The 13,734-nt window shown below is 32.7% G+C and carries 11 protein-coding genes and 1 pseudogene; all 12 read right to left on the reverse strand.

Annotated features, from left to right (window positions below; translation table 11 throughout):
* Positions 1 to 673 precede the first annotated feature (673 nt).
* The 12 genes and pseudogenes from N1F78_RS02280 to N1F78_RS02335 all read right to left on the reverse strand — a co-directional run bounded on the left by N1F78_RS02280 (position 674) and on the right by N1F78_RS02335 (position 13,406).
* Positions 674 to 1,474 carry a DUF4138 domain-containing protein gene (locus N1F78_RS02280; protein WP_406684574.1) on the reverse strand — a complete coding sequence of 267 codons (801 nt, stop codon included), beginning with the start codon at positions 1,472 to 1,474 and terminating at the stop codon, positions 674 to 676.
* A gap of 17 nt (positions 1,475 to 1,491) precedes the next feature.
* Positions 1,492 to 2,424: a conjugative transposon protein TraM gene (gene traM / locus N1F78_RS02285; RefSeq protein ID WP_406684575.1), complete on the reverse strand. Its 933-nt coding sequence runs from the start codon at positions 2,422 to 2,424 to the stop codon at positions 1,492 to 1,494.
* The gene (locus N1F78_RS02290; RefSeq protein ID WP_406684576.1) at positions 2,405 to 3,031 is read right to left on the reverse strand and encodes a conjugal transfer protein TraK; all 627 of its coding nucleotides are present in this window, start codon (positions 3,029 to 3,031) and stop codon (positions 2,405 to 2,407) included. Before N1F78_RS02290 ends, traM begins: the two co-directional genes overlap by 20 nt.
* A 48-nt stretch (positions 3,032 to 3,079) precedes the next feature.
* Complete coding sequence (locus N1F78_RS02295; RefSeq protein ID WP_406684577.1) at positions 3,080 to 3,919, reverse strand: hypothetical protein; 840 nt, start codon at positions 3,917 to 3,919, stop codon at positions 3,080 to 3,082.
* Positions 3,919 to 4,542: a conjugal transfer protein gene (locus N1F78_RS02300; protein WP_406685656.1), complete on the reverse strand. Its 624-nt coding sequence runs from the start codon at positions 4,540 to 4,542 to the stop codon at positions 3,919 to 3,921. The genes N1F78_RS02295 and N1F78_RS02300 overlap by 1 nt, the downstream gene beginning before the upstream one ends.
* Positions 4,543 to 4,609: 67 nt before the next feature.
* Positions 4,610 to 7,012 (reverse strand): TraG family conjugative transposon ATPase, encoded by a 2,403-nt coding sequence (locus N1F78_RS02305; protein ID WP_406684578.1) that lies wholly within the window; start codon positions 7,010 to 7,012, stop codon positions 4,610 to 4,612.
* Between the two features lie 270 nt (positions 7,013 to 7,282).
* Positions 7,283 to 7,569, reverse strand: a pseudogene (locus N1F78_RS02310) (hypothetical protein).
* A 307-nt stretch (positions 7,570 to 7,876) separates the two neighbouring features.
* Positions 7,877 to 8,608, reverse strand: coding sequence for an AbiV family abortive infection protein (locus N1F78_RS02315; protein WP_406684579.1), 732 nt, complete (start codon positions 8,606 to 8,608; stop codon positions 7,877 to 7,879).
* Positions 8,609 to 8,902: 294 nt separating this feature from the next.
* Positions 8,903 to 9,445 (reverse strand): gamma-glutamylcyclotransferase, encoded by a 543-nt coding sequence (locus N1F78_RS02320; protein WP_406684580.1) that lies wholly within the window; start codon positions 9,443 to 9,445, stop codon positions 8,903 to 8,905.
* Complete coding sequence (locus N1F78_RS02325; RefSeq protein WP_406684581.1) at positions 9,442 to 10,266, reverse strand: DUF6602 domain-containing protein; 825 nt, start codon at positions 10,264 to 10,266, stop codon at positions 9,442 to 9,444. Before N1F78_RS02325 ends, N1F78_RS02320 begins: the two co-directional genes overlap by 4 nt.
* Positions 10,259 to 12,409 carry a ThiF family adenylyltransferase gene (locus tag N1F78_RS02330; RefSeq protein WP_406684582.1) on the reverse strand — a complete coding sequence of 717 codons (2,151 nt, stop codon included), beginning with the start codon at positions 12,407 to 12,409 and terminating at the stop codon, positions 10,259 to 10,261. Before N1F78_RS02330 ends, N1F78_RS02325 begins: the two co-directional genes overlap by 8 nt.
* Positions 12,399 to 13,406, reverse strand: a complete 1,008-nt coding sequence (locus N1F78_RS02335; protein ID WP_406684583.1) for a nucleotidyltransferase — start codon at positions 13,404 to 13,406, stop codon at positions 12,399 to 12,401. The genes N1F78_RS02330 and N1F78_RS02335 overlap by 11 nt, the downstream gene beginning before the upstream one ends.
* Positions 13,407 to 13,734 lie beyond the last annotated feature (328 nt).

The raw sequence follows: 13,734 nt of genomic DNA on the forward strand, positions 1-13,734 counted from the left end.
CGTTCATCTTTTCACTGATAATGATTAACCTTCAAACACCTTTATTTCTAAAATTCTTTGGGGCCCCTTTCTATGGTTGGGGAAATTCTTGATCTGTTTATGAAAGTCAATTACTACAACTACAGCAATAAAAAAAACGGACTAAAAATCAGGTAACCTAACCGGCGACTTTTGTTATGATATTAAAGCTTACTTAATGAGATTAGAAAAAATGAATTACACTGATATTCATTTAATTAGATTTAAAATAATGCCAATTGAAACTATTTTTATCGGGATGGTTGGATTTTCATAAACCTTATAAAGCCTTATTACAAATAAGAAGAAAGGCTATCGCTTCACTATTTTTATTGAGAATAGCTTCTAAAAATAGTATTTTTCATCGTCCTTAAATACAAAAAGTGAAGCGTTTACACGATTCACTTTCTTATTCAGTCGGGATGACAGAACTAACAGCCATTCCGTATATCATTAATAATCAAAAAGTTACTTTAATTTTTCAAATGCAGGTAACCGAATAGGTAACTTTTGCTTTGATTTTATTTCATTTTGATTGTACTAAGATAGTCTAAAACTATTAATTAAATAATGACAAATTCGATTAATTTTTATGAGATAGAAATATAAAAAAGCGCCTTAAAAAGGCGCTAATAAAAAATCATTGATATAAAGATTACATACTTAGAATAACCTTCCTACTCCCATTCAATTCCTGCAATTCAAGTTCCAACTTCTCATTATCTCCCAACACAAACTTGGGTAACGCATAAACAAATTGCTTCATTTGTTTGTTTTTAACCTCTGAAGGCATTTTGTGCTTATAGATTCCCAGTAATGGAAGTTTTTGATAGGAGGCCTTGCGTTTCTTATTACCATTAGTTCTATAAATATTCAGATAATCAATTTCAAAATCAATTCCGGATTTGTTTTCGATTTCTAAAACCAAATAGACTTCAGAAGTATGATAGACCATTTTTTGTAGTAGGATCTTCATACCTTTTATTCGCTTGGTTGATATCGATATCTTCTCATGTTTGGACTTCAGAAGATAATCACTAAACTTTTGAAAATAATGCCTTCTATCCTCAAACGGGTCAGACTCTTTTTTCTCTTTTGATGGTAGTTTTAACTCAGGAGTTTCTTTTCCAATACTTTCATTTTTGGTTATAAAATAATTAAGCTTTGAGATTTCCTTATTATATTTCAATATGTACGAATATACATGGCCATCATTGGTTATTGTCAAAAGGTTACTTTCCACACCCGGTTGTGCCTGTATTAATCCGAAGTATTGCCCTTTCTCACGGTTGTATGTAAATACGAAATGATTTGCTCCGGTAATCCCTTGGCGAATAGATTCAGGGAAAAACAGAGCCACATTTTTGCTTTCGTTAGCGTATATAGTATCAAGTGGTATTTGTGCTACTAGGTAATTTGAAGTAATGATAAGTGCTATGATTATATATTTTCTCATGATGATTATTTTTATGATTAATGCCTCTTAGAGGCTAAAATGAGTTGGTAATTATCGGCTATAGTTACTTTTATAGTTCGGTTATTTCGTTGAAATATCTTTTTAATTCCGCTGACTTGTGGTACGCCGGCAATATTGATATCATCAACCACATCCCCAACCACTTGTTGCCTAGCTTCTGCCTGAAAACTATTTTCCGTATAAATGCCTTCGCTTCCATCCTGTAAATCGAAAGCCTTTAGCTTGACGGGTATATGATTAATATTCTGAATAGTTATCATGGTCCGGTTGGGTTTAAAGCTCACAAAACCATATATGGGTGTGTTTTTAGAAATCAGCATACCGTCAATAGTGGCATCTTTAGTAAAGCGCATTTGCAAACGAAAATCCTTTTTTACCGTTTGGGTACCATCTACTCGCACATAGATTATTTCATCATTGTCATCAATATTCGACTTTTCATTTTCCATAGGATGGGACGCAAAAAATAATTGATGTTCTAAGCCTAATTCTTTAACCGATATGTTTGTTTCCTGTTCTTTAAAAATTATAGGCTCATCATTCGGAGCTTCTTCAAATTCGCTTTTATGTTCTGGAGACCTATAGCTTCTATCCGTATAACTGATATGCCCGTCGTTGAAAATACTATCAACGATATGCTGCTTCTCTTTTTCTAATAAATCCGGATCATAAACACCCATCGAATCCAATAAGCGTTCATCATAAATACTTGGGGCATTGGTCTGCCTAACTTCCTTCAAGTCGTCGAGGGCTTCTAATTTCGAATTGTATTCCTTTTGTTTGTCATCCAGTTTTGGAATGGGGATCTGGTTATTCTCAATGGTAGGTTCTTCATCTTCTCCTAAATATATTACGGAGTATGCGCCTATAAAAAGCAGCACACATAAAATGACTCCCGCAAAAACGATTTTATTCTTCTCTATTTTCATAATCTTCTATTTTTCTTAATGTATTTTCAAAAAAGTTGGCAATCAATAATCCGTGGGTATTATTGGGAAAATTCCTGTCCACATGGATTAGATTACCGGTTGTTGTCAGCTGGTAGGTATCTGTGATTGATCCGCGGTTGATTTCAAAGACAGTGATGGTCTCGAAACCGTAGGATTCACTTTGGATATTGACTTTGGATTCTATGCTGATGACCTTCTGTACCAAAGAATACTGAAGCAAGCGGTTGTAAACACCATCCGCTTTTTTTTGTCGGTACAGGGCATCTACAGAACTATTTCCCAACCATAAGGCCTTTTCAAGATGCTTTTCATAATTGCTTGCATCAATATGATAGAAATAGGTATGAAATAGCTCCAGATGTGCCAATGCTTCCACTTCCAAATTTTCCATTTGAGATACCAATTTCAATGGAATCACACTGCCATCGGTATTGACCACAAAAGCACTACCCATAGTATCTTTATGGAGTTTAATTACAAATAAGACCGAAGACATACAGGTTAGTGTAGTCCCTATTATCAAGGTCAAAACAATAAAGCGGTTTAGCTTCAGTACATTGTAAATATTTTTGTAAGGTGTTTTCATTTCCTATTTTTTTAATGTTGGTTTATACACTTTTTAGACAAATGTGCATTATGCACTGAAGAGTTTTAATACAAAGGTTGTTGCTTTCCTGTATAATTTAAACTTCAACAAAACAATAAACCCAATGGCTGCAAATTGAATCAATGGTGCAAAGAAGCTACTACCCCAATCTGTTCCAAACAGGTCACTCCAGAAATTGGTATTGATTTCGGTATAGAGGTTATTCACAAAAACGTTCACCAGAAAAAATGCCGGCACCAACATATACACGCCGGCATAGAGTTTAAAAAAGTTATAGGCCAGGGTTCTGAATTTTTCAAACACCGCCAAACTGATCACCAAGGGAAAAAAGGCTTGCATGATACCCAAAAGGAAAAAGCGCTCTGCTAGAAAGAGCGGATAGATAAACAAATCCAATAGCCATAAAAAGATACCGATGATAAAAGCCACTAATTTTAATCCATAAAGCGGTGTTACCAGAGCTTCGTAGAGCATAGCCATGGCTTTTTTGGCGGCTTCCAAGGCACCCACATCCTGTTCGATGTCAATATCCTGCATCTGCAATGGGAGGAGTGCTGGAGCCGTATCACGATATTGACCTTCAATAGCTACCAAAATAGTATCAAAAACGGTCAATACTTGCGTGGAAAAAATAACCAGAATAACAACCGCAAAATTCTTCGCTAGTTCGGATGGTGTCAGTCCCCAAGTGTAGCCCTCATTATTGGCAATGCCTTCATTGTATTTCTTTAGGATGTTAATCAGAAAGAATAGAATGGCCAGAGTTTTCATCCCAGTAATGGTATACTGCGAAAAATCACTGTTCTTTATGGTCTGAAAAACAGTATCAACATATTCCAATCCGATGCCTAAAAAGATGCCTGACATTAATAATTTGTTTCCCGGTTATTAATTTTGTCTTGCATTTCCCTAAAAGCAATAATCTCCGTATAGCGTCTGGTCTTTGCTTCTATTTCGGCCACCATTTCCTTGGACTGTGTTTCCATTCTTTTTAAAACTTCAGCACGCTCTGCATCCGTCATTTTTAAATTGTCACTGGAAAGTATTTGGTCTATATAATCAAGCCCCTCCAGAGAGTTTTCTATGATGTCATTAAAGGATTCTGATACCCGATTAACTTCATCTGATTTGATATAAGGTGAGTTTAGAATTTCTCGTAAATCATCTTGCACAATATCAAATAGCTTTTGGTTGTTTCGTGCTATATCACGTACAGCTTTTAATTGCTTGATGACATTATTGACCTTTTCAATGTTCTCCTTTTGTGTTTTTAGAAACTGAACGGTCTTTAATAATTGTGAGGTCTGTTTTGCGGATTCTACAAGTGATTTGGCAAAACTGATAAAGTTCGTGTTGTCATACACTGGCATCCCTTGGCCCGTAGCACGGGCAGGCAATAAAAAGATAATGACTACTGCAAATACTAGAATTTTTATTTTGTGTTTACTCACAAAACAATTATTTGTTTTGTGGTGCTCGTGATTTTTCATTGAAATGTTCATAATGTTCGTTTTTTGATACTGAAACAAGTTCAGTACAGGTTAATGATTATTGTTATTAATTTTTAATGATGAATTCGTTAATGGCTTGTTCCATATTGCCAGTTTTCTCATAAATGGCCATTATGGCCTCACTTTCTTTGCCATCGGTGAGATAAGCTGCGTAGACTTCTTCGGGAACTTCCAATCGGAAAATGTTGCTCTCCTTCCCTATTTTGATAAACATCTCCGTATACTTTCTCGTTCCCGTTAAATTGTTTCTTATAGATTTTAATTGATTGAGGTCATGGCTTGATAGGTTCAACCGTTTTTGCAGTTCTTCATAGCCCTTCTCATTTCTTAGGCTGTATATCACCTGGGTGTTTTCAAGTATACTTGCGGATGTGGAGTTATCCGGTAATTGATTGATGGATTGCAATATGATTCCGATAGCACCATTTTGTTTTCTAATGGCTTGATAGTAGAACTCTACACTCTCCAGTACATTCTCGAATTTGAGTTGTTTGGCAAACTCATCAAAAAGAATGATACCCCGCTCGGATCTATTTCTCCAAATGGTTCTTTGAATGGCCGACTTGATAAGTTTGAGCATCACTGACAGGATTTCCTTATTATCCTTGACTTCATCAAGCTCAAAGACAATCATGCGCTTGTCTTCTATCTTATAACTTTGGTCTTCACTAACATTGAACAGGAAACTATACAGGCCGTCATCTACATACTCTGAAAGGATATGCAGGAAGTTGTAAACACTAAAATGCTCTTCTCGTATTTTGAGTTCTTCAATGAGCACATCTTTTTTATCATCTATAAATTGATATAATGAAGCCACTGAATGATTTAATCGGATATGTTTGTAATAATGTAGTAGCACTTTTTTAATTGCTACCTCTTTGGCTTTTGAAACTTGTTTACTTTCTGCCAATAGTTCCAATAGGAAAATGGCAAGGTCTTCCAATCGCTCAGGGGTCAAATCCGCCTCATTGGAAATATAAAAGGGATTGATGCCCAGGTTCTTTCCCTGTTCATATCGTAGGATAATGTGGTCATCTGGATAGAGCTTGGCAAACTTGGAATAGGAACCTCCCAAATCAATAATCACCAGTCGTACTTGTTGCTCAAAATACTGCCGAAGTATATTGTTCGCTAAAAAGGATTTGCCCTCGCCTGTGGGCGCAAATACGGCAAAGTTTCGGGCTTTGATACGTTTCTTTTCAGCATCCCAGACATCCTTTAGCACAGGAGTATTATGCTGACGATCATTAAAAATGACCCCAGTGGTGTCCGACATGTAATTTGTATTATTTATGAATAGGCAAAGCGCATGTTTTAAATCCGTAACATACAAATCTTCATTAGAAAAATTGGAAGCAAAACACGGATAGGAATTTAAAAAGTAGTTTTTACGCTCTTCTCCCTTGGGATAATAGGGAATTATATCCAGTTCTTTAAACTCTGTCTTTACTTTGGATACTATGTTTTCTAGCTGTCGGGCTTCCCGACACCAGAAAATGATATTTAAATGCCCACGGATGATTCGGGAAGAGTCATCTTCATTGATTTTTGAAACGATATCCTCAATCTTCTTTAGGACAACCTTATTCTGAGTCCCGAAATTGGAACTTTTGTTAAGTTCCTCAATTTTCTTCTCGAGTAGTTTGCGCCATTTATGCTTGTCATCTAAATAGATAATCTGGTTGACAATATGGTTTTCGTTAAGGTTCAACCCTAATCCATCGATAAATCCCTGATGGAATACAAAATCGTCTGAGGTAAATTTATCATTGGTCTTACTGCTTTGTACCACATCACCGAAACAGAGTTCGCTATTTACTGCCAATACATCGAAATGGTTGTCTCCAATTTCAATCTGGGATTTCTTAAGTTGAATATCCGTATCAAAACCTTCATTAAACCCATTAAAATACTTAGTGGTCATGTCTAAAACTTCATTCTCTGTTAGTGGTGTCAGAGACACTTTGCGACTATTGTTAGCATAGGAGACCGCATCATTTACTGAAGCTATAAACTCTTTTACATTTTGGTTCAATTCCTTATGAATTCCCTTTTCTACTTTCCTAAATGGGTTGGTAAACTTGGAGTTATTTAGCGTCTTATTATGGGGCAGGATAAAGTATAAATAGCTTTGATGCTGCAGATATCCTCGATGTTCATAGTATTTATGCGTGGCCTTTTGCAAAAATGTTCCGTTAGGTAACCTATCTGCCTCAAATTGCCCTTTTTGGTAGATATCCTGTTTTTGGATAACTGTACTTGTTGGCAAGGATTTAAAGGCCTGAAACCAGGATCCATGTATATCTTCAAAATCCTTTTCGGATTGGCTATAAATTTCTGGTAAATCGACTTTATAGCATAGTACGGCATTCCCATTACTGGCCAATATTACATGTCCCTGTATATCAAGTATAGGATGATAATCTGAAAGGTTAATGGCTTTCATAAAACAAGTGGCTTGATTTTTTGTTACTGATGGATTTTGGGAACACTTTTTTAAATTGTAATTGAGTAGTGTTCTTGGTGAAGTGGGTCAATGCGATATATAAAGCTCCATTGAAAATACCGGCGGAAATAATGACCACAAAACTGAAGGAAAAGATGATCAGTAGTAGTGATCCTATAACCGCAGTCATCATGAGGGCGAACAGTGAAATGGGTAAGCCCATAATCACTGCGCGCTTTCTAATATTTTTGTAGACCTCGTACTTTTTCATTAGACAACAATGCCAATGAGATAAGTAAATATGCCTACAACGGCACCGGCTATAAGGACGAACACCAGTACCCTGGTGTGCCCTTTTTTAAGTCGGCGTTTTCACCAAAAAAATGGCCTGCATTAAATAGGAAGCCTATTAAAAAGATAACTCCCAATATGATTGGGAAGATGGTTCTGATGGTATCCGAAACGTCATTAACGGAATCTTCAATGCCTCCTATTTGGGCAAAAATGGTATTTGAGATTAATAATAAAAATGCTGTTAGGTAAGGTGATTTTCTCATATCGAAATAGATTTAAAATTGGTCTAATATTGACATGTGAAAACTACACTATTTATCACATCAAAACACTGATAATCAATGTTTTGTTGACAACATATTGTTTGGTTTTAGTTGTTTTCATTTGAAGTGAATTGGTGTCAAATTTTATAAGAAATTGAAATACCCATGTTGATAACTTTAAAATTTGCGATTCCATTGAATTCCAAAAACGTCAGATTTTCTATTTTGACAATTTAAATTTGTTTCATTTTTACGCAGTATAAAGTGAAAATGAATGCACTATAATTTGCCGTTATGTAAAATAGATTTATGGTTTATTACTATTGTATACCTTTATTAAAGTTTGTAAGTGATTTGAACTATATCCATTTTTCCTAATCAATGATAGCTGTTCCTCAAGACTGCTGTACAAACCTAATTCATTTACCATTGTATTTAAGGCTTGCTTGAATTCTTTTTTTTCCTTTTGCAGCCTTTTTACTTCTGGATTTAATAAAAATAAAACAGAGTAAAATGCATATCTTACTTTATTGAGTTTTTTTTCAATTAGAATAAATTCCTTTCTATCAATGGATTCAGGTAGTTTTAGTATATTATCATCTAAGTTTGAATACAAGGCTCTTTCTCTAAGGCAATCAAGGTTGGCATACCATTTTAAATTTGAAGAAGCCTCATTATACCTTTTGATAGAAAACAGAATCTTTCTAAATAAACCTTTCTTTTTCATCATAGATTCGGAATACTCAAAACTAGAAGCCATAATATGAAATAGGTAAATAACTGGATATCTTAGAGAGTGATTTCTAAACATCCCTTCGACACCTTTAATACTTCTGAATCTAAACCCGCTTCCATCTAAAGCCAATATTGTAGCTTTTAGGTATTCTTCTATACATGTAATCATTAAGAAAGTTGCAGAGGAATAATCTTCAGTTTTAGAAAGATTAATTGCAGACTTCCACTTCCTATTTGCACTTACGTATATTTTTGGGAACACCTTTAGACATTCATTCCTAGAGATATTGTTAAAAGATTTCATATTCCTTTGGTGGTGGGTTAATATTGTTAAATTGAAAACAATTCAGTATTCTTTTTTACTTGATAAAAAAAGAAACAAAAAAATCAAGACTGCATATAATTTTGGAAACAATAAACGGTTCGTTACGCTATATTTTAGGAAGGCTTTGAACTTGTCAAGATTTACTTAGAACTCAATTGAAAAAATTAGGGGTTTTAAGATGATTAAGAATTAGCTCCCTAAAATATACACGCTCCACTCACCTAATGTTTTAACCAAAATTTTATGAGGTCAAGATTAACATCGAAATTCTATTTAAGTATTATCGAAAACTAATTTGTACAGCTTTTCGATTTCATCATCAATTATTCCTTCTTCCTTTAAGTAATTCCTAATTTCCGATAAGTACTCTTTTGAATCACTTCTTTCACCTTTTCCTCCTTTAAGTATGATGGCTGCTTTTTGTTTTAAATCAACATCAGAACTAACAAAATTTGGCCCTTTTGGATTAGGGAAAAACACTATACAATTTTCTATTTCTTCACCGTTATTGATATTTATTACTTTTATATTTTTTGAAATAGAACTATTAATTGGTTCGTAACCTCCTTCTCTTTTCCGAATTTTGGAATAAAGTTCTTCTTTAATTACAATTACTTTCCCTTGACATTCGCCACCATATTCAAGACCCAAAACTAGTCCAGGTTTTGATTTTGTGCCTCTACTTACGTTTGACTTTTTATTAAAACTTCTATGTGCTCCTATTAACTTGGCATCAATTATATCTAAAGGCTCAACATCTTTATTATCCCAAATAATTGAACCGTAACCAAAAATGAAATAATTCTTTCTAATCATATTTCTTCGTCAATATCAAAGTTTATTGCTTCAGCATAAGCACCTAAATCTATAGCTGCCACTGTTCCGATACTTTGCTGTAAATACCTTGACAATTGTAAAAAAAAAGTAACCAATGAATTATATTTATAGCTGAATTCTATAGAATCAAATTCTCGATTTTCATAGAACTCTAATAACAACTTATTATGCTCTTCATTACTACCTACTCTTCTACTTAAAATGCTATCATCTTTGATAAAATCAACATAAAAGCTTTTAAAATTTGTTGCACATCCAATTTCTATAGACTTCAGTCCTTTTAAAGATTTCACATGCTTTTCTATAGTATTGTCTGCAATTTTTGATTCCAATGATAATATTCCCCCTAGGATTTTGGTCAAACTTCTAGCTGGCCTAACTTGTCCTCTATCAATAATACTTGAAGTAGTTCTAAACAACTTTCTTACACTCTCAACTTTATCTCCAGCATAGAGTATATATTTTTTACTTAACTCTGGTTTAACTTCAAAAACTGCATAAACTCCTTCAGCAGGAATATAAATAATACCGTTTTGGTTAAATACAAAAGGTGTATAAGTTTGGTCGTAAATAACTAAATCAATTTGGTCACTGGTTTGTCCATTTGAATCTATAACAATTGCTTTATCTACACAATAACGACTTGGTAAATATTTTCGTAACCAAACTATCCAAATATCTTCAAAAGAATCTCCTTTTGATGATGCATGCTTTATGGATTCTCTATTGGTCTTCATTTGAGCCACCATTTGAGATTGAAGCCCTTTAAAGAGACCTTTTAAATTTATTTCATTACTCATATTTTCTTAATCTTTTGTTATCATATATATATAAATCTTTGTCAAAAGGTAATCCACCTATTTCAACAATCATTAATATTGGTTTATTTAGATTAATTTTTTTGTCATTCGCTATTTCTTTCATTGCGCTTTTATCTGTGTTACTAGGAGAAGTAGGTCCATCTGGATGTGAATGCCACTCACCTAAATATTGAATTTTACCATTCGTAATATCGTGTATTTCTTCTAACCTTTCATTTAAAGTTCCTGGATGTCTTACAAAAATTGTTTTTCCATTTACATAATCATCTGGCACCAAAATATTGGTGATGATAAAACCCAATTCTGATTTAAAACCAACAAAAACACCTCCAAATTCCTTTGGATAGTGAGATTTTGTGATTTCTTCTATTTCTCTTAAAACTCTTTTTGAAATGTGGATTGCGCTGTTATTAAAGCCACATTTATAATATTCATATTCTTCAATATCAATAACTAACTCTTTTTCAAATTCAGGTTTAATAATAAAAATTTGATTTATTCTGCTTCTAGAAAAATTATTATTTATCACTTTTATTCCAGTATTGAGCAAAGTAATTATATCATTATAATTTGCTTCAAAAGTTGGGTAACCACAACCTGTACCTTCAATAAAACTTGGAGGCTCATTTTCTATGTAATCAAATATAATTTTAGCTTTTTTTGATAAGTCCGAACCAGTTATGGAGACCAATGATTTTGCATTGTTAGTAATTGCTAAACTAAAAGTGTCTCCTTTGAAATCAATTTTATCTAAAATATAAGTTACTTCTGGGTCAGTTGAACAATCAAAAATTATGTCGACATTATTATTTAATACAGTTTTTATTTTATCTAAATCAACATTATTTAGTTTGGCACCTATTGAAATTAAATTTACAAAAGGGGAAATTGATTTGAGCCTTTTAGACAAACCATCAGTTTTTGGGAAAATCATATCATTTAAGTTATAATTTGCACGACATAAATTTCCTCCCTTAATCGTGTCGAAATCTTCTAGAATTATATTTCTAGCTCCACCTCTAACTAAAGTTTCAGCTAAAGAGCTTCCCAAAGCGCCACAGCCAATAATTAAAATGCTAGAATTTGTAATTTTATCATCTAGTTTTCCTCTTCCAAAAAATCGCTTGTAATCAATGTTTTCTGTTGTCCTCCAATTGATTTTATTCTTTTTTAAAATATGCTCAAAAGTTCTTTTAGAACTACCTTGCTCTGCTTTAGGTATTCTTTTATATTCAATTGGGATATTTCTTTTAGATATTCTAATTAAATCCCAGTGTTCTTCATAATTTTCATCATTAGGAATTTTATACCCAATCATTAGAAATAGATAATTTTCATTATAAAAACCTTTACCAAATTCTCTTTTTAATCCTTTATATAAGTACTCAATGAATTCATCAGAAAGAAATTCTTTAAGCTCATTCCAGGTCTCAATCACTTTTCTGCCTTTTAATTTTTTCCTTATAGGTTCTTCTTCTATAAAATAGTACAATCCTTTTTTACAGGTTTTGCTTTTTAATTCTTCTTTAAAAGATTTTGACCAACTATCTGTTTTATCATTATCAAAACCCAACCTAAACATTTTTTTGACAGGCAATTTTGACTCACTATATTTTTCATCAGAAAATATTGAGTAGTTAAACAGCCCAAAAGAGTGTTTTTTAAAATTATTGTGAACATTAGTGAAGTAAAGCTTATCAATTCTGCCTCTTTCGGTAGTGTGTATTAAATAAGCGTAATTATTATCCTCTTTATTAAATATATAATAATCCCTTATCCATTGTTTTAGGCACCTTAATTCATATAATAATTTTCTGTTAAAATCATCATCTTTATCAGGATGAAAACAAACTGAACCATCAAGATTAATATGATTTAAACCAATGTAGTCTTCATTTCTAAATATTATAGAAATGTTGTCAGAATTTGGATGTGTTAAGGGATAATGATGTGGAATTTCTAAATCAAAAAAAAGTGTTTCATTTAAATAACTTATTTCAATTTTACCTGAATAGTAATTTCCATTTTTTTCAATTTTTTCTACAATTGTTACATCTTTATCCTTCTTAATTAATCCATTGATTTGCTTTATTATTTTTCTGTCTTGTTCTTTAGTATCCAAATTTACTTGTGCTTAAAACAGATGCTGTAGAGGCTTTCGAATCATCTTCATCTTCATTATCGTAATCTTCATTTATTGGGAAATACTCTTTTATTTTATCAGAATCATCATCTATATCTTTAATTGTCTTTTTCATATCTCGTTTTGTGTCAGATTTAGCTGTATCACTCATCGAATCTGAAACTATATTACCAGAATTAACGGGGTCTACTAAGTCATTTTCGGTTATGTTATCTATTATATGATTCATAACCATTTTCACCTTTTCCCATAACCCATTAGGTATTTCATCTGCTTCATCAAAAGCTTCTTTGGTATATAATTCCATCATAAATGACTTTATCAATTTACCTCCATTTTGATTTTTTCTTTCTGTTTTCCAGACCTTAAGCAGCTTTGTTATTTTACGCTCATGAGTTCTTTCAGAACCTCCAAGTAATTCAACATGTTTTTTAATGTTTGTTTTAATACGGGTTTTATTATCATCTACTTCCTTTTTTGAACGATTTGGAGGATGAATATGCAAACTTAAATCTGTGTTATTACTGTTATAATCATTATTATGAGGTCTTTCTCTTCCCGGAACAACATCCATGTCAAATTCTTCACCATCAATATTGAATTTCAACCCAATTGATACTTTCTGTTTTCTAACATCTTCTTTAGTTATATCATCATCGTCCTCCGTGTATTCATTTCTCAAGTATTTGTATACATCATCAAACATATCCTTAAGACTACTATAACCTGTATCTTCTTCTTTTTCTTTCTGTCTAAAAGGAATACAACAATCTATATCAAATTTGGTGTTTATAGCGGTATGCTTAGCGTAAGAGCCAGAATCTATGGCATTAGAAGCTTTATCTTCCGAAAATTTTTCATTTAATGCCTTTTTTACAGCATTTTTCTTTGCTATAAATTTATCAAGACTTTCTACTTTATTTATATCATGAGTATCAAGTACTTTTTTTAGGTGTTCATTTTTATTTGTGGCCATGTCACTACTGTTTTTTTTATGTTAATAATTAAGGTCGACTAATTTCAATGTCTATTGGTTTGACATTGCATAAAACTTAATAAATGTGAGAGAAATTTATTAGATGTAGTAAGTCGTTACTACAAAGTTAAATAGTTAGTTCTTTTAAATATTAGCATATTGTGTGAACTTATCAACAAACAAGTGAACAAACATACCCATTCCACACACATTACGCTTTCCTCCTACGTCGTCGCATAATAGTGTTCCATTAACATCGCAGAAGTAGCTTTTTAGAATAATTTTTTTTTAAGAAACCGTTGAAAGGACTTTCGCTTTTAACCAAAGC

The organism is Seonamhaeicola sp. MEBiC01930, from assembly GCF_045277075.1.
Taxonomy (GTDB): domain Bacteria; phylum Bacteroidota; class Bacteroidia; order Flavobacteriales; family Flavobacteriaceae; genus Seonamhaeicola.